The sequence below is a fragment of the Aeromicrobium sp. S22 genome (assembly GCF_009661045.1).
Lineage (GTDB): Bacteria > Actinomycetota > Actinomycetes > Propionibacteriales > Nocardioidaceae > Aeromicrobium > Aeromicrobium yanjiei.
Genome location: NZ_WJWV01000001.1, coordinates 449311 through 471139, shown reverse-complemented (window position 1 = coordinate 471139; position 21829 = coordinate 449311). Strand labels below are relative to the sequence as shown.

17 protein-coding genes are annotated in these 21829 nt (G+C 71.3%); 13 read left to right on the top strand and 4 right to left on the bottom strand.

Features of this window, described 5'->3' with window-relative positions; translation table 11 throughout:
- Positions 1-80: 80 nt before the first annotated feature.
- The 3 genes from GEV27_RS02295 to eccCa form a co-directional block, all read right to left on the bottom strand.
- Positions 81-953, bottom strand: a complete 873-nt coding sequence (locus GEV27_RS02295; RefSeq protein WP_153909937.1) for a hypothetical protein — start codon at positions 951-953, stop codon at positions 81-83.
- Positions 954-1168: 215 nt separating this feature from the next.
- The gene (locus tag GEV27_RS02290; protein WP_153909936.1) at positions 1169-3709 is read right to left on the bottom strand and encodes an RNA helicase; all 2541 of its coding nucleotides are present in this window, start codon (positions 3707-3709) and stop codon (positions 1169-1171) included.
- A 208-nt stretch (positions 3710-3917) separates the two neighbouring features.
- Positions 3918-7883, bottom strand: a complete 3966-nt coding sequence (gene eccCa, locus GEV27_RS02285; RefSeq protein ID WP_309221983.1) for a type VII secretion protein EccCa — start codon at positions 7881-7883, stop codon at positions 3918-3920.
- Between the two features lie 175 nt (positions 7884-8058).
- Between eccCa and GEV27_RS02280 the strand changes: the two genes are divergently transcribed.
- The 11 genes from GEV27_RS02280 to GEV27_RS02230 all read left to right on the top strand — a co-directional run bounded on the left by GEV27_RS02280 (position 8059) and on the right by GEV27_RS02230 (position 19132).
- Positions 8059-9447, top strand: coding sequence for a hypothetical protein (locus GEV27_RS02280; protein ID WP_153933377.1), 1389 nt, complete (start codon positions 8059-8061; stop codon positions 9445-9447).
- A gap of 117 nt (positions 9448-9564) precedes the next feature.
- Positions 9565-9879 (top strand): WXG100 family type VII secretion target, encoded by a 315-nt coding sequence (locus GEV27_RS02275; RefSeq protein ID WP_153654583.1) that lies wholly within the window; start codon positions 9565-9567, stop codon positions 9877-9879.
- 14 nt (positions 9880-9893) lie between these two features.
- Positions 9894-10196, top strand: a complete 303-nt coding sequence (locus GEV27_RS02270) for a WXG100 family type VII secretion target (protein WP_153654584.1) — start codon at positions 9894-9896, stop codon at positions 10194-10196.
- Positions 10197-10202: 6 nt separating this feature from the next.
- Entirely contained in the window at positions 10203-10811 is a 609-nt protein-coding gene (locus GEV27_RS02265; protein WP_153933376.1) for a hypothetical protein, read from the top strand.
- A 113-nt stretch (positions 10812-10924) separates the two neighbouring features.
- On the top strand, positions 10925-12085 hold the full coding sequence (locus tag GEV27_RS02260; protein WP_194944107.1) for a S8/S53 family peptidase: 1161 nt from the start codon (positions 10925-10927) through the stop codon (positions 12083-12085).
- Positions 12072-13463: a hypothetical protein gene (locus GEV27_RS02255; RefSeq protein WP_153933374.1), complete on the top strand. Its 1392-nt coding sequence runs from the start codon at positions 12072-12074 to the stop codon at positions 13461-13463. Before GEV27_RS02260 ends, GEV27_RS02255 begins: the two co-directional genes overlap by 14 nt.
- On the top strand, positions 13460-14815 hold the full coding sequence (gene eccD / locus GEV27_RS02250) for a type VII secretion integral membrane protein EccD (RefSeq protein ID WP_153909930.1): 1356 nt from the start codon (positions 13460-13462) through the stop codon (positions 14813-14815). Before GEV27_RS02255 ends, eccD begins: the two co-directional genes overlap by 4 nt.
- A gap of 13 nt (positions 14816-14828) precedes the next feature.
- The gene (locus tag GEV27_RS02245) at positions 14829-15566 is read left to right on the top strand and encodes a hypothetical protein (RefSeq protein ID WP_153933373.1); all 738 of its coding nucleotides are present in this window, start codon (positions 14829-14831) and stop codon (positions 15564-15566) included.
- A gap of 3 nt (positions 15567-15569) precedes the next feature.
- The gene (gene eccB, locus GEV27_RS02240; protein ID WP_153654589.1) at positions 15570-16931 is read left to right on the top strand and encodes a type VII secretion protein EccB; all 1362 of its coding nucleotides are present in this window, start codon (positions 15570-15572) and stop codon (positions 16929-16931) included.
- Positions 16928-18139: a S8 family serine peptidase gene (locus tag GEV27_RS02235; protein ID WP_153933372.1), complete on the top strand. Its 1212-nt coding sequence runs from the start codon at positions 16928-16930 to the stop codon at positions 18137-18139. Before eccB ends, GEV27_RS02235 begins: the two co-directional genes overlap by 4 nt.
- A gap of 33 nt (positions 18140-18172) precedes the next feature.
- Positions 18173-19132, top strand: a complete 960-nt coding sequence (locus GEV27_RS02230) for an NADPH:quinone oxidoreductase family protein (protein WP_153933371.1) — start codon at positions 18173-18175, stop codon at positions 19130-19132.
- Positions 19133-19223: 91 nt separating this feature from the next.
- On the opposite strand, the gene GEV27_RS02225 is transcribed toward GEV27_RS02230, so the two are convergent.
- Complete coding sequence (locus GEV27_RS02225; RefSeq protein ID WP_153933370.1) at positions 19224-20228, bottom strand: aldo/keto reductase; 1005 nt, start codon at positions 20226-20228, stop codon at positions 19224-19226.
- Between the two features lie 101 nt (positions 20229-20329).
- On the opposite strand from GEV27_RS02225, the gene GEV27_RS02220 reads away from it, so the two are divergent.
- The gene (locus tag GEV27_RS02220; protein ID WP_153909926.1) at positions 20330-21169 is read left to right on the top strand and encodes a helix-turn-helix transcriptional regulator; all 840 of its coding nucleotides are present in this window, start codon (positions 20330-20332) and stop codon (positions 21167-21169) included.
- Between the two features lie 9 nt (positions 21170-21178).
- Positions 21179-21829, top strand: a complete 651-nt coding sequence (locus GEV27_RS02215) for a DUF2461 domain-containing protein (RefSeq protein ID WP_309221982.1) — start codon at positions 21179-21181, stop codon at positions 21827-21829.

The following is a 21829-nucleotide window of genomic DNA, read 5'->3' as shown; positions in this document are numbered from 1 at the left end:
CCGAATTCCGCCTCAGACGGTGGCGCATCCACCGCGCCCGGGTCAGAAGGTGGCGGAACCACCGCGCCACCCGGCCAGACCTAGAACGGCGGGTCCGGGATGTCGTGACCCTCTCGGTGGAAGGAACAACCCTCTGCGTCCAGGGCTCGTTCGGCGGCGCGGACGTACGGGCCCATCACCTTCACCCCGTCGGCCACGACGATGTGCGGGACGGCCCACTCGAGCAGGACCGCGTTGACCAGCAGCACGCCGACCGCGTTGCCGGTCTCGGTGTACACGGCAGCATCGCCCACCGAGCGACATGCGACCACCCTGCACATCGGACCGTCCGCCGGCGCGAGCCGAGCGGCCCGCGCCCATCCCGCCTCGTCGGCGTCGCCGAAGGACAACCAGCACCCGCGGTGCACCAGGGCAACCATGGCGTCGTCCGCGTGCGCGACCGGCAGGCGGACGACGCGTTCATCAAGCTCGTGCGGCATGTCGTGGGCGGCCAGCGTGGCGGCGAGCACCGGAAGGTCGGCGAGGTCGCTGACCGAGAGCTCGACGTACGAGCCGTAGTGGACGTGCCTGACGTCCAGGTTGGTGCACCCCGGGTCGTCCAGGCTCTCCGCGCCGAGCGGCGACGGGCCGAACGGCGTGTCGAGCACGTCGACCCACATGCCGGCGCTCTCCAGGGCGGTGACCACGACGTCTCGCTGCGCCTGGGGGAAGGTCAGCGGCGAGTGGGTCATGCTCCACCCGTCGCCTCGACAGTCCGGGCATCCGTCGTACGGAGTGCCGGCGACGGGCGAGTCGAGGAAGCAGCCGCAGCGTCGGATGCTGCTGCTGACGGCGCCTTCCTCGACGACGCCGGCAGCGATGAGCACCACCAGCGCCTCCGTCGCCAACGTGCGGGCGAACAGCGTCACGTGGGTCGCGCTCGACGGGGCAAGGGTGAGAATCTCCGGTTCCATGCCTTCTCAAGGCCGGAACGACCCCCGTCCCGGATCACCCGGGTCGAACGGTGCCAACGCCACCGTTTCGGGGTGGCGCGGTGCACACGCCACCGTTTCAGCATGGCGCGGTGCGTACGCCACCGTGTCGCATCGAATCCGGCCTCAGACGGTGGCAGATCCACCGCGCCTCCGCCAGACGGTGGCAGATCCACCGCCCTCCGGGGACCCGCGGGCTAGCGGGGGCCGACGTCGGTGACGGTGACGACGGCCTCGCCGGCCTCGTCGGACGCCGCCAGGTCGACGGTCGCGCTGATGCCCCAGTCGCGGTCGCCCTCGGGGTCGTCGAACGTCTGCCGGACGGTCCAGGTCTCCGGCCCCTCCTCGATCATGAACAGCTCGGGGCCGCGTGACCCCGGACCGGTGCCGATGTTCGTCGCGAACCCCGACTCGGCCGGGTACTCCTCGCGGTAGGCGGCCATCGCCTCCTGCCAGGCCTCGGCGTCCCACTCGCTGTCCGGCTCGAGCGCCGCGAGCTCGGTCCAGCGGCCGAACGCCGCGAGCTCGACCCGGCGGAACATCGCGTTGCGCACCAGCACCCGGAAGGCGCGGGTGTTGCCGGTGACCGGCCGCGGGGTCTCGCTCGCCATGGCCTGGGGACGCACCTCCAGCGGGTCGACACCGGGCGCGATCAGCGACTCCCACTCGTCCAGCAGCGACGAGTCGGTCTGCCGCACGAGCTCGCCGAGCCACTCGGTGAGGTCCTCGAGCTCCTCGTTGCGCGCCTTCTCCGGCACCGTGCGTCCCAGCGTCTTGTAGACGTCGGACAGATAGCGCAGCACGAGCCCCTCGGACCGGGCGAGCTGGTAGTCACCGATCAGCTCGGAGAACGTCATCGCGCGCTCCCACATCTCGCGGACGACCGACTTGGGCCGCAGCTCGTGGTCGGCGACCCAGGGGTGACCGATCCGGTACGCCTCGTAGGCCGCGGTCAGCAGCTCCTCCAGCGGCTTCGGGTGCGTGATCTCCTCGAGCAGCTCCATCCGCTCGTCGTACTCGATGCCGTCCATCTTCATCTCGTTGATGGCCTCGCCCCGGGCGCGGTGGCGCTGCGCGTTGATGATGGGGCGCGGGTCGTCCAGCGTCGCCTCGACGACCGACACGACGTCTAGCGCGTACGTCGGTGACTCGCGGTCGAGCAGGTCCAGGGCCGCGACCGCGAACGGCGACAGCGGCTGGTTGAGAGCGAAGTTGGCCTGCAGGTCGATCGTGAGCTGGAGGGTGCGACCCTCCTCGTCGGGCGGGTCGATCCGCTCGACGACGCCGCCGGTCAGGAGCGCGTCGATGATGTCATCGACCTGCGCGAGCATCCGGTCCTGCGCCTCCTCGGTCTCACCGCTCTCGCGCAGCAGCCGCTCGAGCGAGGCGCGGGCGTCGCCGGGACGCGAGATGACGTCGAGCACCATCGCGTGGCTGACCTTCATGCGCGAGACGAGCGGCTCGGGGGTGCCGGTCGACAGCTTCTCGAACGTGCCCTGCCCCCACGACACGAAGCCCTCGGCGGGCTTCTTGCGGTTGATGCGCTTGAGCTTCTTGGGGTCGTCGCCGGCCTTGCGGACGAGCCGGGCGTTCTCGATCTCGTGCTCAGGCGCCTCGACCACGACGTGCCCGATCGTGTCGTAGCCCGCCCGCCCCGCGCGGCCGGCGATCTGCTGGAACTCGCGGACCTGCAGCTGACGCTGGCGCGTGCCGTCGTACTTGGACAGCCCGCTGAACAGCACGGTGCGGATCGGCACGTTGATGCCGACGCCCAGCGTGTCGGTGCCGCAGACCACCTTGAGCAGGCCCTGCTGCGTGAGGGTCTCGACCAGCCGGCGGTAACGCGGCAGCATGCCGGCGTGGTGGACGCCGATGCCCATGCGGATCAGGCGCGAAAGCGTCTTGCCGAACGCCGAGGAGAACCGGAAGTCACCCAACGCGTCCGCGATCACGTCGCGCTCGGCACGGGTCGCGACCTTGATGCTCGTGAGCGCCTGCGCCCGCTCCAGGGCCGACACCTGCGTGAAGTGCACGACGTACACCGGGGTCTGGCCGGTCTCGATGAGCTGCTCGAGGGTCTCCTGGACGGGGGTCGAGACGTACTCGCTGACGAGCGGCACCGGGCGTTCGGCCGAGCGGACGACGGTCGTCTCCCGTCCGGTCCGCCGGGTCAGATCGGCCTCCAGCTTGGTGGTGTCGCCGAGCGTGGCCGACATCAGCAGGAACTGCGCGTGCGGCAGCTCGATGAGCGGCACCTGCCACGCCCACCCGCGCTCGGGATCGGCGTAGAAGTGGAACTCGTCCATCACGACCAGGCCGATGTCGGCCTCGGCGCCCTCGCGCAGGGCCATGTTGGCCAGGATCTCGGCGGTGGCCGCGATGATCGGGGCGTCGGCATTGACCGCGGCGTCACCGGTCACCATGCCCACGTTCTCGGCGCCGAAGATCTCGCAGAGGTCGAAGAACTTCTCGCTCACGAGCGCCTTGATCGGCGCGGTGTAGACGCTGCACTCGCCACGCGCGAGGGCCGCGGCCATCGCGCCGGTCGCCACCAGGCTCTTGCCCGATCCGGTGGGGGTCGCCAGCACGACGTTCGCGCCGGCGACGCACTCGAGGATCGCCTCGTCCTGGGCGGGGTACAGCGTCAGGCCGCGGTCGTCGACCCATTTCGTGATCGCCTCGTAGACGGCGTCCTCGTCATCGGTCACGCCTTTCGGGAGCAGGTCGATGAGGCGCATGGGTCCATTGTCCCCTGCGGCCCCCACGACCCCGCGCTCAGTCGATGATCGTCCGGTTGTCGACCTCGATGTCGTGCGCCCAACGTCGCGACGTCGCCGAGTGGTGCAAACCTGCCCGCGAGTGGCGCAGGATGGAGTTTTTGGACGGCGCGTCGCCGCCATCTTGCGCCACTCGCGGGATCGGGCGGGCTCGCGGGATCGGGGCGGGCTAGGTCGTGGGTGGGGCCCAGGCGGTCTGGATGATCTCCACGCCGCGGTCGCGCGTGATGAGCTGTGCGCGTCCGGCCTGCGCCGGCCGGGGCCGGGCGTTGCCGATCAGCGGCCCCTCGTCGGGGCTGCCCGAGAGCAGGATGCCGGGCTGGGCGAGCTCGCGCAGCGTCTGCAGCACGGGATCGAACGACGCCCGCGACGCGCCGCCCGAGCGCCGGGCCACGACCATGTGCAGACCGACGTCGCGGCCCTGCGCCAGGTACGGCACGAGGGGCGCGAGCGGTGAGGCGTTCTGCGGCGACACCAGGTCGTAGTCGTCGACCAGGACGTACGCGTCGGGGCCGCTCCACCACGAGCGGCTGCGCAGCTGGTCCGGGGTCACGTCCGGTCCGGGCAGGCGGCTCTTCAGCACCTCTGCCAGGCCACCGATCACCGCCTCGATCTGCGCGGCGCTCGACACGTACTCCATCTGGAACTCGTCGGGCAGCTCGCCGAGCATCGCGCGGCGGTAGTCGACCACGATGATCTGCGCCTGGGCGGGCGTGCGGCTGCGCATGACCTCTCGGGCGTACGCACGCAGCAGCGAGCTCTTGCCCGAGCGGCCGTCGCCGTAGACCAGCAGGTGCGGCTCGGCCTCGACGTCGAGCCCGACCGGCGCGAGGTCGCGCTCGTCGATGCCCAGCAGCACCCGGGGGTCGTCGGGCTGTCCCGCGAGCTCGCGCACGCGGTCCAGCTCGATCCGGGACGGCAGCAGGCGCAGCTTGGGACCGCCCTGCCCCGGCCACGACGCCTTGACCCGGGCGACCAGGTCGTCGACGGCGGGGCCGACGGTCGCGCCGTCCGCCTTGCCGTCGAGGCGCGGCAGCGCCGACAGGAAGTGCAGCTTGGAGGGGACGAGTCCGCGCCCCGGTCGCTCGGCGGGGACGAGCTGGGCGACCTTGCGGTCGATCTCGGAGTCGGTCGGGTCGCCGAGCCGCAGCTCGAGCCGGGTGCCGAACAGATCACGCATCGCCGCACGGAAGTCACCCCAGCGCGACGCACCGGCGAGGACGTGTATGCCGTACGTCAGGCCGCGCTGGGCCAGCGTCTGCATCTCCATCTCGAGGGAGTCGAAGTCGGCTCGCAGCGTGCTCCAGCCGTCGATCACGAGGTAGACGTCGCCGTAGCCGTCGTCGACCGAGCCCTCGCGCCGCCGGGCGCGGTAGGTCTCGACCGAGTCGATGCCCTGCTGGCGCAGGTACGCCTCGCGGCGGTCGGCGATGCCGTTGACCTCGGCGAAGATGCGGCGCACCACATCCGGCTCGGCACGCGTGCCGACGCCCGAGACGTGCGGCAGGTCGGTCATCGCCGAGAACGTGCCGCCGCCGAAGTCCAGGACGTAGATCTGGGAGTCCCGCGGGCTGGACGTCAGCGCGATGCTCGCGACGACGGTGCGCAGCACCGTGCTCTTGCCGCTGCGGGGGCCGCCGACGACCGCGAGGTGGCCACCGGCACCGGACAGGTCGACCGTCAGCACTTCGCGCCGCTGCTCGCGCGGGCGATCGAGCGTGCCCATGGGCACGCGGAGGCCGCCGTAGACGCTCCAGCGCGAGGACAGCAGCCCGGCGTCGTCGGTCTCGGCGAGGTCGGGCATGAGCACGTCGAGCGTGTCGGGCACGTCGAGCGGCGGCAGCCAGACCTGGTGCGCCTGCGGCCCCTGACCGACCATCGTGTCGACCGCGATGTCGAGCACGGACGCGGTGCTCTCTGCCGCGGGCGCGACAGGCATCTCGGCCTCGGCCTCGGCCGGCTCGTCGTCGAGCGGGGCCAGGACGTGGGTCGTGGTGAACGGGAGGATGCTGCGCGCCTGGGCACCGTCCGCCATCGCCGCGGCGGCGCGACGCGGGGGCGGCCCCGAGACGTACGCGGCCTTGAACCGCGTCATGCTCGACTGGTCGGCCTTGAGATAACCGAGGCCGGGCACCGACGGCAGCTCGTACGCGTCGGGCGAGCCGAGCACGGCTCGCGACTCGGCCGCCGAGAACGTGCGCAGGCCGATCCGGTACGACAGGTGGCTCTCGAGCCCGCGGAGCCGGCCCTCCTCCAGCCGCTGCGAGGCGAGCAGCAGGTGCAGGCCCAGCGAGCGGCCGAGTCGACCGATCGCCACGAACAGGTCGATGAAGTCGGGCTTGGCCGACAGCATCTCGGAGAACTCGTCGACCACGATGAACAGGCTGGGCATCGGCTCGAGGTCCTCGCCGGCCGCCCTTGCCTTCTCGTAGTCGCGGGCCGACGCGTAGTTGCCGGCCCGTCGGAGCAGCTCCTGGCGGCGCACCATCTCACCGGACAGGGCGTCCTGCATGCGGTCGACGAGCGGCAGCTCGTCCTCGAGGTTGGTGATGACGGCCGAGACGTGGGGCAGGTCCGACAGGCCCGCGAACGTCGCGCCGCCCTTGAAGTCGACCAGCACCATGTTGAGGGTCTCGGAGGAGTGGGTCAGCGCAAGGCCGAGGACGAGGGTGCGCAGCAGCTCGGACTTGCCCGAGCCGGTCGCACCGATCACCAGGCCGTGCGGGCCCATGCCCTGCTGGGCGGACTCCTTGATGTCCAGGTAGATCGGGGCCCCGTTGGCGCCGATGCCGATCGGCACGCGCAGCTGGTCGCGCGCCGGCCGCTCTCGCCATGCGTCCGCGACGTTGAGGTTGCGGACGTCGCCGAGCCCCAGCAGGTCGGTGAGATCGGGGGTGCCGGCCATCGCGTCCTCGCGCACCGGTCCCTCGACCGCGCCCAGCGGCGCGAGCCGGCGGGCGAACGCCTCGGCGGACGGCAGGTCGAGATGATCGGCCGACGCACGTACGGGCTCCTCGTGCCGGCGCCACGCCGTCACGGCGGCGCTGTCGCCCCGGTCCTCGAACTGCAGTCGCAGCCGGGTCGGGTCGTCCAGCTCTCCCCAGCGCTCAGGCAGCTCGAGCACCGTGACGCCGTGGACGCCCTCGTCCGGGACGAGGTGGTTGCCCGGGGGCAGCTCGACACCGTCCACCACGAGCAGGACGTGCGGACCCTCGACCGGCTGGTCCGCGCCGAACCGCGGGCGGTCGATCAGCTCGCGGGGCAGCATCGCGGCCAGGTCGTCGATCGATCCCGAGACCATGCGGCTGGGTCCGACCGCGTCGTTCTCACGACCGCTCTGCGCCTGCGGAAGCCACTTCACCCAGTCCCAGTGCCGCGCGGCGTCGCCGTCGGTGAGCACGGCCACGACGAGCTGGTCGGGGGCGTGGAACGCTGTGGCCTCGCAGATCATCGAGCGGGCCAGGCCCCGCACGTATCCCTCGGGACCGATGAGCTCGATGCGGCTGAACGCACCCAGGTCGATCGCTGCCGGGAGGCTCGGCTGGGCCCGGTGCACCGCGAGCAGACGGTGCAGCGCGGACGCGCAGACCGGGTCGACCTGGTCGATGGGCGCGGTCTCCGGCGGCACCAGCTCGACTGCCAAGGGCTGCGTCGACGTGCCGTAACGGACGTGCAGGCGGTGCGGGTCCTCGGCGCCTCTCTCCCACACCCGGCTGCCCTCCTCGGCGAACGTCGCGAGGACGGACGGCGAGGGGTGGAGCCAGACGAGCCCGTCACGCTGCTCCTCGGCGACCCGGCGGACGTTGCCGCGGACCGTCGAGAGGTACTGCAGATACTCGCGCCGGGCGCCGACCACCTTGGTCTTGCGCTGCTTGAGCTGTCGTTCGACGTTGACGGCCACGAAGCCGAGCGTGGCGACCAGGAACATGCCGGCGGCGATGAACCCGCGCGCACCGGCGCCGCTCGAGGCGACGAAGACGATCGAGCCGACGCTCGCGAGCATCGGCAACGCCATCATCAGGGCACCGCCGATGCCCTCGTGCGGCTGGAGCTCAGGTGGGGGCTGGAGATCGAAGCGGCCCTCGGGCACGGACGGTCGCTCGATGCGCTCCCCGCGGCGCAGCGTGGTGGACACGTGGACCTCCGTCGGACGAAGAAGAAGGGGTCGGCGTGCCTGCACCCCCGTTGCCGGGCCAATCCTAGGGGGAACTCGGGCCACGCGGCACCACGTACGTGCGATGGGGCTGACAGCCTGTGACGACAACGCCCCCGGGATCGGGCACCATGTACCCCAGGCGAAAAGGGGGGACATGACCGACAGCATCGTGCACGCCACCGTCCGGCTGACGATCCTCGGCGACGGCGGACGTGTCGACGTGGCAGTTCCGCTCTGGACCGAGATCTCCTCCCTGGCCCACATGTACGCCGAGCGCACCGACGGCGGCCCGGCCCTCCTGCACAGCGCGGCCGGCCGTGGGCTCGCCCCTCAGGACACCGTCCACGGCGTCGGTCTGACCCACGGTGACGTGCTGGTGGCGATCGCCGGCACGGGCGTGCCGGGCCGGCGGGTCCGCGACACCCCGGAGGAGACGCCCGGTGACGGGCCGGCACCGCGCGCGGAGGGCCGCCGCGCCGTCATGATGCCGCTGGCGACCGGCGCCGCCGGCATCTTCGCCGCCGTCGCGGGCACGGTGGAAGGCGGCATCGCTGCCGACGCCGCCACGGCCGCGCTCCTGGTCATCGCCCTGCTGGCCGTGCTGCTGGCCCGCGGCGAGCGTCGCGTCGACCGGGCCTGGCTCTCGGTCGTCCCTCTGCTGGTCGCGGCAGGTGCGGCCACCGTGACGATGGCGACGCTCGACGACGGCGACGCCGGTCACGTCCTGCTGGTGGCCGCAGTATCAGGACTCGTGGCAGCGGCCAGCGCCGCCGTCGTCCGCTCCGGGTCTCCCCGGATCGCCGACGACTGGCTCCTCGGCTGGATGTTCACCGGGTGCGTCGTGGCCGGTTGTGCAGCGGCTTGCCTGCTGATGGAGTGGTCGACGACGACCTTCTGGGTCCTGGTCCTCACCCTGGCGACGGTGTCGACCCGCCTCGTACCGGCTCGGGTCGTGGAGGTGCCCGATCACGTCCTGCTCGACTTCGCCCGCCTCGCCGTCACCGCGTGGACCGCGCGTGAGCAGCCGCGGCGGTCGTTCCGAGGCGTCATCCGCCGCGACGACGTCGAGTCCGTCGCGCGACGGGCACTGCGCCTCGTGGACGCGGCCAGCGTGTTCGGCGCGGTCGCCGTCGTCGTGGCCACGGTCGCCCTCCTGCTGGGCGACCACGGCACGTCCCGCCGCATCGGCATCATCTTGTTGTGCGTCGGCGTGGGTGGCAGCTTCACGTTGGGCGGCCGGGCACTCCGCATCCGCACCGCACGCCGGGCCCAGCGCAGCGCGGGGACGATCGTGCTGGTGCTCATCACCGTCTACGCGTTCGATCAGCTCGGTGACTCGATCAGGCCGTTCGTCACCGCCGCGATCGTGGCCCTCGGGATGCTCCTGGTCGTCGTCGCCCGCGCGGTCTCCCGCGGCTGGTCCTCGGTGAGGTGGTCACGCACCGCCGAGACCGCCGAGACGTTCGCCGGGATCCTCGTCTACGGTTCGCTGCCGCTCGCCACGGGGCTGTTCGACTGGATGCGCATCCTCACCTCGCCGTGAGAACCGCTCGTCATCACAAAGAACTAGAAAATCCGCCGTTCCAGTAGTCAATCAAGACCACCTGTCATAGTCTGACCGCACACATCGTCTCGGCGCGAGAGCGCAAGGGGGAACCTCATGACTGACCTCAGCCGCGAAGAAATGGCGCTGACCAAGGCTGCCGGGCTGGTGCGCGACGCGCACGGCGAGCTCAACACCGAGGTCGGCAACATGCCGACCCGTCTGCAGACCAAGGGATCGTGGGAGGGCGGAGGATCCGAGAGCTTCACCGGCCTCATCAACGCCTGGACCCGCGAGACCAACCACATCCTGAAGGCGCTCGAGGTCTTCGACGCCAACCTGACGGGCGCCGACAAGGCGTACACGACCACCGATCAGGCGCAGCAGGACAAGTACACGCAGATCGCCAACCGCATGACCACGCAGGGTTGAGAGAGGACTTCACCATGACCGGAAACACAGGACGTCTTGCCGTCTCCTTCGGCGGGCTCGGCAACCTCGCGGGCGAGGTCGCTGCGGGCGTGGCCAAGCTCGAGGCTCGCCTCAACCAGCTCGACCAGGACCTGACGCCCCTCAAGGGCGACTGGACCGGTGAGGCTGCTGCCTCCTACCAGCAGGCCAAGGCCAAGTGGGACCAGGCCATCCAGGACCTCAAGCTGACGCTGTCCCAGTCGGGCCAGGCCGTCAACGACTCCGGTGAGGACTACCGCCGCACCGAGACCCAGAACGCCTCGTCGTTCGGCGGCTGATCACGCATGGACCCTGACGCACGTCTTGGAACCGCCCCCGCCACTGGCGGGGGCGGTTCCGGCGCTCACATCGAGCTGACGATCGAAGAGGTCGAGAAGATCGGCCGCGCCACCGCGGCACTCAACGAGAGGGCGCAGGCTGCCCGCACCGAGCTCGCGGACGCCGCGGGGGGTGGCGGCTTCAGCTCGTACCCGTCCGCGCAGGCGCTCTTCGACCAGCACCAGGCGGTGGTCGAGGTCTTCGACAAGACCCTCGCGGCGATGACGACCGATCTCGACGACTTCGGCAGCACGATCGTGCAGGCCGCGCACAACCACGACCAGACCGACAACGACGTTCTCGCCACAATGGCGATGATCGCGGCAAAGGTCGACGCCGCAACGCTGCAGAATGCGCACGAGCAGGCCCGTAACGAGGCCGGCCACCGGCTGCAGGAGCCCGATACCGATCTCGACACCACCCCGGAGATCGACGCCTTCGACGAGGAGAACCCCAGTGTCAAGGAGCCGTCCCTCGACGGCCTCCGCTCGAAGGAAGCTCCGAGCATCCCAACCTTCGGCGAAGATCAGGGCGAGGACGCTCTTTTCGACGCCTCCGGAGGAGCTCCCAAGTGACAATCCGCGGCCGCGGGGGCGCCGCTGTCGCCGCCGCACTGGTCCTCCTCACCCTTGCCACACCACCCGCCTCGGCGAAGCCGCTCGAGCCATGGTGGTTCACCAGTCTCAGCGTGGCAGCGAACCACGAGCAGTCGACCGGCAAGGGTGTGAAGATCGCGGTCATCGACGGTGCGCTGAACCGCGACATCCCCGAGCTGGACGGCGCCAAGGTCAAGCTGCGTGCAGCTCTTGCGCCCGGCCTGAAGTCCAAGCTCGTCAAGCCCAGGTCCTTCTCCCGTGAGTTCTACGCGAGCCATGGCACCGCCATGACCACGCTGATCGTCGGCCAGGGCAAGGGCAACGCGCCCGGCGGCGCCGGCATCACCGGCATGGCGCCGGACGCCGAGGTGTATTTCTACCAGATGGATCCCGACCCGACCGACCAGGAAACGCAATTTCCCGGCGAGCTGTTCGAGCAGGCGATCAAGGACAAGGTCGACATCATCAGCTACTCCTACACCAACAGCACGGGCCTCACAGCAGACATCGAAGCGGCCCAGGCCGCAGGCATCGTCGTGGTCGCCGGGGCGGGCAACCCGAGCTCCTCCGTGACCGAACCGGCCAGCCTGCCCGGTGTCGTGGCCGTCGGGGTGCTGGACAAGAAGATCCGGCCGTGGAAGAAGCAGCCCGGGGGCAACATCACGATCATCGCCCCCGGCGTCGACATCGCCTCCGGAGCCATGAAGGGCACCGCGACCCAGGCACGCTGGGTCTCCGGTGTGGAGCGCACCGGCACCTCGGACGCCACACCCTTGGTTGCGGGCGCCCTGGCGCTGGTGAAGTCCAAGTACCCCCACGCCACCGGCAACCAGCTCATCCAGCAGCTCATCCACAGCGCCGGCGGACGCGACTACGGCTACAGCATGGAGGGCGGCTTCGGCGTCATCAGCCTCGAGAAGCTGCTGGCTCGCGACCCGGCCGGCTGGCCCGACGAGAACCCCTTGCTCAAGGGGCCCAGCTACGCCTACGACACGTACCCGCTGTCGGCGTGGAAGGACCCCAACCCCCCCACCCCGAAGCCGACACCCGCCGACACCAATGACAAGCCCGCCGCGGATCAGTCCGCCCAGCCGGCGGCCGAGGACGAGTCGTCGTCACCTCTGCCATGGATCATCGGAGCGGCCGTCCTCGTCGCCCTGCTCGTCGTTGCCGCCGCCATGGCCCGGCGTCGCCGCGGCGTCTCGTCCGCACTCACCACCAAGACAGGGGGAACGTCTGATGGGACCCAATGAGGCAAAGCTGCAGGAGATAGCGGCTACCGCACCCCACAACGCCAGCAGCAAGAAGCGCGCATGGAAGAGCTCCTACGCGAAGGTCACCGAGATCATCGAGGAGCTGGATGCCCAGGCCTCGCGCACTCGCAAGGCCTGGACCGGTGCCGACGCGGACGCGGCTGCGGCCGCCTTCGAGAAGAAGCGTCAGCAGCTCGAGGAGTACCGCGACCAGATGGAGAAGTCGGCCCTCGCGATGGAGGAGGCCCGGCACGGTCTCGCGCTCGCGGAGAAAAACCTCGGCGCGCTCCCCCCTGTGGGCAGCCCGCCGGGTTCGGCCCCTGCCCCGCTGGATGCCGGCGCGGACGATGATGCCATCAAGGAGCACAAGGCCGACGTCAAGAAACATGATGCTGCCGTCTCGGCACACGACGCGGCACTCAAGGAGCGCGAGCGCAAGGCGGGAGAGGCGCTCGACTCATTCGATGCCTCGATGAAGGTCGCCCAAGCCCTCCTGAGCAAGGCTGCCCCCATCGGCCCGGACCCGGTGGACGACGAGACGCCCCATCCCACCCGTGGTGGCCCCGGCTCCGGCGGCTCTGGTGGGTCCGGCTCCGGCAATCCCGTGGTCGGAGGCAGCACCGCGGTGGGCTCGATGCTGTCGGCCAGTGGCCGCAGCGGCAGCAGCTCGTGGGTCACCGGCGGCATGCAACACCCAGGAGCGCCCCTGACCCCCGGCGACCCCGGCCCCGGCGGCGTCGCCGGCGAGCCCGGCGCCGGTGGTGTCGGCTCAGGCGGTGTCGGCGCAGGCGGGGGCAGCAGCGCCGGCGGCGGGACTGCGGGCGGAGCTGCCGCCAGCGCAGGAACGATCGGCGGAGGCGGCGCAGGAGCCGCGGCGAGCGCGGCCGGGGCCCTCGGCGCGGGGCGAGGCCTGCTCAACCGTCTGACCGGTGGCGCGAGCGCCGCCGGGAGCGCGGCACCCGGACGTACTGCCGGCATGCAGAACGGCTCGACGCTGGGCGCCCGCAGCGCAGGTGCGGCCGGTGCCGCTTCGTCGAGCGGGGCCCAGTCGGGTGGAGCGCAGTCCTCGGCAGGACGTCCCGGCGGCGCCCAGTCGTCCGCGGGTCGCGCCGGCGGAGCGCAGTCCTCCGCGGGCAGGCCCGGCGGCGCTCAGTCCGGCGCAGGACGTTCCGGCGCCGGCTCGCCGGCCGGTGCCCGTGGGACCGGCTCCGGCTCGCGTGGGGCGGCCGGTGCGCGCGGCGCAGCCGGCGCAGGCGCGGGGGCCGGCCGCTCGGGGCAGCGGCCCGGCGACAACAATGACCAGCTCGTCGACCACATGGCGTTCGACGACGACCAGTGGCTCGACGACGACGAGACGACTCCAGGAGTCATTGCATGACCTCCAGCACTGCCGTCCACTCGCTGGGTGGACTGGTTCGGGTGACGATCGCCTCGGGCGACCGTCGGACCGATCTCGCCCTGCCGTCGTCCGTCACCGTCGCCGAGCTGCTGCCTGAGCTCGCACGGTCGATGGGCGTGCTGGAGCCGGGGTCGGCCCACACGGGCTTCCGTCTGCTGGCGGCAGACGGCACCCAGCTCTCGACGTCGGCCGGCCTGGCGTTCCAGAACGTGTACGACGGCGCCGTCCTGACGCTGGCTCCCGGCATCGACGAGACCCCTCGCGTGTACGACGACGTCGTCGAGGCGATGTCCGACGTCATCGAGGAGACCACCCGCCCTTGGGAGCCCACGGCCGCCCGTAACACCGCCCTCATCGCGTCGGGATCGCTGCTGGCGCTCGGCGCCCTGTCGATCGGCGTCGAGCGCACGAGCATCCTGGCCGGCGCGCTCGCCGGTGCGATCGCGCTGGTGCTGCTGACCGCGTCCATCGTGGTGTCGCGCCTGGAGCACGAGAACGAGATCGCGCTGATGCTGGGCTGGTCGGCAGTCGTCTACGCCGCAGTCGGGGCGTTCACCGCCGTCTCCTCCGACGAGATCCTCGGCGCGCCACTGGCGTCCGCGGGAGGCGCCGGCGCCGTGACGGCCATCTTGGCCATGGCCGGGCTGGAGAGCCGGCGACTGCTCATGCTGCCCGGCGTCATCTTGGGAGTCATCGCCGCAGCCGCCAGTGGGCTCGTGATCGCGACCGACCTCGAGCCGGCCAAGATCTACCTCGTGGCGCTGGCGCTGGCAGTCATCGCCTCGGGCGTCCAGCCCGCGCTGGCGCTCACCTCGGCCGGTGCGTCCTCGCCCCAGCCCGAGGACCCTGCGTCCCTCCCCGACGACCCCTCCGAGGTCGACATCGAGAAGGTCCGCACGGGCGCGCGCGTCGGCCACGACGTCCTGCTGGCCACGACCGTCACCAGCGGCCTGCTGCTGATCGCGGTCGCTCCGCTCGCGGTGACCCTGGGTCTGACCGGCATGCTGACCACCGTCGCAGCCGCAGTCGCCCTGCTCGTACGCACCCGGCAGTTCCGCTCCGGGACAGAGGTCGGCGCGGGTCTGCTCACCGCTGCGGCCGGGATCCTGTCCATCGCGATCAGCGTGCTGGTGCTGGAGCCCGACTGGCGTCCCGGCCTCATCGTGGTCCTGATCGTGGTCGCCGCCGGCACCCTCGTCTCGACACTCGTCACCTCCACGCGTACGGTCTCGCGAGGACGGATGGCCGAAGTTCTCGAGCTCATCGCTCTCGTCGCGATCGTCCCCCTGCTCGTCATCGCCATCGGAATCGTCTCGGCCGTCCGGTCCTGATCCAAGGAGAACCATGAACACCGCTCGCAAGATCGCCGCCTCCGGCACCATCGGCCTCGGACTGGCCATGGTCTCGGTCGCCCTCCCCGGCATCGCGAACGCCGCCGACACCGAGGAGGTCGGAGCCAGCGTCCCCGCTGGGGCGCCCACGACGGCTGAGATCTCCGCCCGGGCACAGGCGCTCGGCCTGGACATCCCGGCGGATCAGCTCGCTGGCCTCGACATGGACGACCTCGAGGCGCTCGCCCGCGACCTCGACGACGACGAGACCACCGCACCGACCCCCACGCCGGAGCCGACGACGCCCGATCCGACGACCCCGGATCCGACGATCCCCACGCCGACGATCCCCACGCCGACACCTGGGGATCCGACGACCGCCCCGACGACCCCGGCCCCGACCTCGCCGACGCGTCCCACCCCGGGTGACTCGATCGATCCCGGCGGCGAGACCGGTGACGTCGAGAGCGGCGACGACAGCACCCCCGGTGACGACACCGGCGACAGCGATCCGGGCTCGGGCAGCTCGGAGTCCCAGGGCGGCAACACCGGCTCCAGCGTCGACCCCGTGCTCGGCACCGGCGTCGCACCGCAGAGCGCCACCGCGCCCACCGACGCCCCGGAGGCAGGCGCTCTGCCCGACGCCGGCTCCCCCGGTCAGCTTCCTGTCCTGGTCCTCGGACTCGGCCTGATCGTGGTCGGCGGGGTGCTGGTCAAGCGCCCGTACGCTGCCCGTCACCGCGTCGTCTGACGCATGGCGAGCAAGCGCGACCTGGTCGAGGCGCACGACTTCAACCGGCGCCGTCTGGTCACCGCTTTCCTGAGCGGTGCTCCGGGCGGGCGTGAGGTGGAGCCGGTTCGTTACGGCCGCACGATCATCGGTGGACTCGTCCTCGCGGGCATCCTCGTCGCCGGAGCCGCCGTCACCGGCGTCCTCAAGCCGACCGTCAGTGACGACTGGCGAGACAACGGGCTGGTGATCGGCAAGGAGAGCGGCTCGCGCTTCCTCATGTACAACGACGAGCTGTTCCCGGTCGCGAACATCGCGTCGGCCCGTCTGGCGCTGCGGGACGAGCCCAAGATCAGCTATGTCCCCGACGACATCCTGGTCAAGGAGCCCAAGCGCAACGCGATCGGCATCCTCAACGCGCCCGACTACCTGCCCCCGGCCAACCGGCTCGTCCAGGACGGGTGGACCGCGTGCACCAACACCGACGGCGGCCTGCGCACCGTCGTCGACACGACACCCGGCGCGAAGCGTTCGTCAGGCTCCGCCCTCGTCGTGCGCTCCCGTGACGACGCGAAGTACTGGATCGTGGCGGACGGCTACCGCTACCCCGTGCCACCGGACGGCGAGACGGGTCGAGCGATCCTTCGTGCGCTGGCCCTCGACCGCACGACCGCGTTCCCGGCTCCCAACAGCTGGCTCGAGCTGCTGCCGGTCGCGAGCCCCATCCAGGCGTTCTCGGTGCCCGGGACCGGTCAGCCGTTCCGGCAGGGCCGTCAGGCGATCGAGGGCCTCGACACGATCGGCACCCCGGTCGACGTCGACGGGCGCAAGTACGTGCTCGCCGAGGGCGGTCTCGTCCCGCTCACCGACTTCGCGTACCAGATCTACCTCGTCAGCCCCAACGGCCAGTCCGAGCCGCGCAACCTCGACCCGGCCGACTTCGGCAGCCTCAACACGCTGCCCAACGAGACGCCGTACCCTCGCGACTGGCCGGACGACGTGCCATCCTCCTACACCGAGTCGACCCCGTGCCTGATCCTCGAGCGGGGTGAGGACGCCACGACGACGAGCGGCGCCTATCTGGCCTCGTCCACCGACCCGTCGGTGCTGCCGAACGGATCGGCCGTGACGACCGATGTCCAGCAGGGCCGTGGCGCCCTGGTCTACGGCACGACGCGCCCGCAGGGCGGCCCGGTCGACACCGAGTTCCTGATCGACTCGCTCGCGACCCGGTACGCGATCGAGCCCAAGAACTCCGTCGACGAGGCGCAGAAGCGCCTCGGCTACGGCGGCGTCACCCCGGTGCCCGTCCCGCGTGCGTGGACCGAGCTGTTCCGTGACGGACCGTCCCTCGACGTCGAGCGCGCCGGGGCACCCGTCGGATGAGGCGCGCCCTGCCGATGGCGCTGCTCGTCCTGGCCGGGTCCGTCGCCCTCCCGGCCGTCGCAGTGTCGCCCGCCGCGGCCCAGACGACCGATGACGGCAAGTGCACGGTCGGCAAGACCAAGTGGGTGACCGACGCAGCAGCCAACGCCAATCTCGTCCAGACCGGCTTCACCGAGTCGTGGAAGCTCGCGACCGGCAAGGGGACGGTCGTCGCGGTGGTGGACTCGGGGATCAACGCCGACAACCCCCACTTCGACGGCGTCATCGTGGGCCAGAAGTCGTTCGTGGGAGGTTCGGGCACCGACGACCAGCAGGGCCACGGCACCGCGGTGGCCGGCATCATCCGCGCCCGTCAGCTGAAGAAGAAGTCGGTGCTCACCGGTGCTGCGCCGGACGCCAAGCTGCTGTCGGTGCGGGTCAACCTCCTCAACGACGAGATCTCCACGGCGAACGTCGCACGGGGCATCCGCTGGGCCGCCGAGCAGGACGAGGTCGACGTCATCAACGTCTCGATCAGCACCGGTCCGGGCGACCCGGACCTGAAGGAGCTGGAGTCCGCCGTCGCCTTCGCGGTGCGCAAGGACATCGTCGTGGTGGCCGCAGCCGGCAACAAGCCCGGAGACCCCCAGGTCCCCTACACGCAGGTCCAGTACCCGGCGGGGTTCGACGGGGTGCTCGGCGTCGCCGCCGCACGACCCGAGGGCGGCGTCGACAACTGGTCGATCCGCGGCCGGCACGTCGACGTCTCTGCCCCGGGAGCCAACGTCCCCACGACGTTCCACGCGAACGGCGACTGCCTGGTGGGGTTGGATCATCCCTACACCAGCTACTCGACGCCGTACGTGAGCGCGCTGGCCGCGCAGCTGCGTGAGCGCTTCCCCAAGGACTCGGCCGCGCAGATCATCAACCGCATCACCTCGACGGCCGACCGTCCCCGCATGGCCACGCGCAACGATCGCGAGGGCTGGGGACGCATCCAGCCCGTCGCGGCACTGACGAGCTCCAGCGCGGCGCCTCCGAGCAAGCGGACCTCGACGGTCCCGCAGACCACCGGCACGGGCATCCGGCCCAGTGCGGTCGTCGCGGACCCGATGGCCGGACCGCGGAACCGCCTGCTGTGGTGGGGGCTCGGCGCCACCGCCCTGCTCGCGGTCGCGCTCGTGGCTCGGCCGCTGAGCGAACGTCGACGCACCCGCTCGAATCGCTAAGCATCCGCTTAGTCCTGCGGTAGGGTCGCGATCATGAAGGCGATCCAGATCACCACTCTCGACGGGCCCACCGCGGTCGAGCTCCTCGACGTCCCCGATCCGGTCCCGGCCGACGGCCAGGTCCTCATCCGCGTGCACGCCGCCGGCGTCGCGTTCCCCGAGGTGCTCCAGACCCGGGGGCTCTACCAGGTCAAGCCGGATCTGCCCTTCACCCCCGGCGCCGAGATCGCCGGCGAGGTGCTGAGCGCCCCCGAGGGCTCCGGCCTCGTCGCGGGAGACCGCGTCGCCGCCCTGTGCCTCCTCGGTGGCTTCGCCGAGCAGGCCGTGGCGCCGGTCTCGGAGACCTTCAAGCTGCCCGACTCCGTCTCGTACGAGCAGGGTGCCTCGTTCATCTTCAACTACGGCACCGCCTACTTCGCGCTGATCGAGCGTGGGCACCTGCAGCCCGGCGAGTCCGTGCTGGTGCACGGCGCAGCGGGCGGTGTGGGCACCGCCGCGATCCAGGTCGCCAAGGCGTTCGGCGCGGGTCGCGTCGTCGCCGTGACGTCGACCGCCGAGAAGGGTGCGGTGGCGCTCGAGGCGGGCGCCGATGAGTTCGTCCTCGCCGACGGGTTCAAGGATGCGACCGTTGCCCGCGGCAAGGTCGACGTCGTCGTCGACCCGGTGGGCGGCGACCGGTTCACCGACTCCCTGCGCTGCCTGGCCGAGAACGGCCGGCTGCTGGTCATCGGCTTCACCGCCGGCGAGATCCCGACGGTCAAGGTCAACCGACTGCTGCTCAACAACGTCTCGGTCGTCGGTGTCGGCTGGGGCGCGTCCGTCCTCGCCCGGCCCGGCGCCATCGCGGCCGAGTGGGACGCGATGGAGCCGCACCTCGCGAGCGGCGCGCTGCGTCCCGTCGTCGGTCCGACCTTCCCCCTCGCCGAGGCCACCCAGGCGCTCCTGACCCTCGACGAGCGCCGCGCCACCGGCAAGGTCCTCCTCACGCCCTGACCCCAGCCGACCGCGTGCGGGGACGCACGATGAGGGTTTGCGGCAGCTGTGACTACCGCAAACCCTCATCGCCGGTCCCCCGGAGGGAGGGTCAGCGCTCGCTGTCGAGCATGGCCATCTGCTCGGCGGCGTAGCGGGTACCGGCGACCTCGCCGGCAGGCATCGCTGCTTCGATCGCCGAGAGCTGATCGGGCGTCAGCTCCACCCCGACCGCGCCGAGCGACTCCGCGAGCCGTTCGCGCGTACGGGCCCCGACGAGCGGGACGATGTCGTCGCCGCGGGACGCGACCCAGGCGATCGCTGCCTGCGCGACGCTCACTCCGCTGTCCGCCGCGACGGCGCGCAGCGCCTCGACGAGGGCGAGGTTGCGGTCCAGGTTGTCCCCCTGGAACCGGGGCGAGTGCGCACGGAAGTCGTTGGCCTGGACGTTGTCGCGCGAGTAGTGGCCGCTGATGAGCCCGCGCGACAGCACGCCGTACGCCGTGATGCCGATGCCCAGCTCGCGGCAGGTGTCGAGGATGTCGCCCTCGACACCGCGCGAGACCAGCGAGTACTCGATCTGCAGGTCACTGATCGGGTGCACCGCATGGGCGCGGCGGATCGTCTCGGCGCCTACCTCGGAGAGGCCGATGTGCCGCACGAAGCCTGCCTCCACCATCTCGGCGATCGCGCCCACGGTGTCCTCGATCGGCACGTCGGGGTCGAGCCGCGCCGGCCGGTAGACGTCGACGTGGTCGGTGCCGAGCCGCTCCAGCGAGTAGGCGAGGAACGTCTTGACCGCCCCGGGACGGGCGTCGAAGCCGTACCAACCGCCGTCGGGCCCGCGCAGCGCCCCGAACTTCACGCTGATGTCGACGCTGTCGCGGTCCACGCCCGTCAGGGCGTCGCGCAGCAGCATCTCGTTGTGCCCCATCGCGTAGAAGTCGCCGGTGTCGAGCAGCCTGATGCCGGCGTCGATCGCCGCGCGGATCGTGGCGATGCTCTCGTCGCGATCCGCCGGTCCGTACAGGGCTGACATGCCCATGAGCCCCAGCCCCATCGCGGGGGTCGTGCCGAGCGTGCCGAGAGTCTTGGTCGCAAGTGCCTGTGTGGTCATGTCCCCACCGTGCGCCGCGATCACCAGGCATGGAAGAGGAGCGGTCAACCACGGACTGGCGGTCCCTGTTTAGGACTGGCATCCGGGGCGATGATGGGGGAATGGAACGTGAAGCACTGGCCGACTTCCTGGTCCGCCGCCGGGACGCCCTGCAGCCCGGCGACGTCGGCCTCACGGCGGGCCCGCGGCGCCGGGCCCCGGGCCTGCGGCGCGAGGAGGTCGCCCAGCTGACCGGCATGTCGGTCGACTACTACGCGCGGCTCGAGCAGGGCCGCAGCCCACAGCCCTCGACGCAGATGCTGCGCGCGCTGGCCCGCACCCTGCGCCTCAGCCGGGACGAGAGCGACCACCTGCACCGCCTCGCGGGCCACCCCGCCCCGGATCGCGTGAGCGTCTCCTCCCACGTCCGCCCGGTGCTGCTGCACGTGCTCGACCAGTTGGAGGACTGCGTCGCGTTCGTCTGCTCCGACACCGACGTCGTCCTGGCCCAGAACCGGTTGTCGCTGCTGCTGCAGGGCGATCATCGCGGCCGGACGGGCGTCGAGGCCAGCTCGACGTACCGCTGGTTCACCCAGCCCGGCGCGCAGGACCAGGCACTGCCCGAGGACCGGGCCGAGCACAGCCGGGTACGGGTCGCCGACCTGCGGGCCACCTGGTCGCGGCGGCGCCACGACACCGACGTCACCGAGCTGGTCGACGCACTGCTGGCAGAGAGTCCCGAGTTCGCCGAGATCTGGGCACGCCACGAGGTGGGCGTCAGGCACATGCGGACCAAGCGCTTCAACCACCCGCAGGTGGGCGTGCTCGAGGTCGACTGCGAGACCATGGCGACCGGGGAGGACGGCCAGCGGCTCGTCATCCTGGGCGCCGCCCCCGGCACCGAGGCCCACGGCAAGCTGCGCCTGCTGGCCGTCCTCGGCCAGCAGAGCGTCGACGCGTAGTCTCGCTGGGTGGCCCCGTCGACACAGCACCAGTTCACCGGATTCCCCGAGGCAGCGCTCGACTTCTACGACGACCTCGAGATGGAGAACACCAAGGCCTTCTGGGAGGCGCACAAGGAGGTCTACGCGACCGCCGTCGCCGCGCCGATGAAGGCGCTGGTCGCCGCGCTGGCGGACGAGTTCGGCGAGGCGCGCATCTACCGGCCGTACCGTGACGTCCGGTTCGCGAAGGACAAGACGCCCTACAAGACCCACCAGGGCGCGTTCGTCGCGAAGGGGCCCTCGACCGGCTACTACGTGCAGGTCGGCGCCCCGGGCGTACGCGTCGGGTCCGGCTTCTACGAGGCGTCTCCGACCCGGCTGGCGAGCATCCGCGAGGCGATCGTCGACGACCGGCGCGGCCGGGAGCTCGAGGAGATCCTGGCCGCGCTCAGATCGTCGGGGTGGGAGGTCGGCGGCAACCGGCTCAAGACCGCCCCCCGCGGCTACGACGTCGAGCACCCGCGCATCGACCTGCTGCGCCACAAGTCGATGAACGTCGGCAAGTCGTACGGCTTCGAGCCGGTCATCCACACCCCCGAGCTCGTCGACCGGGTCCGTGCCGACTGGCGTGAGGTCACACCGCTCGTCGAGTGGTTCCTCAGGTACGCCCGGGGCTGA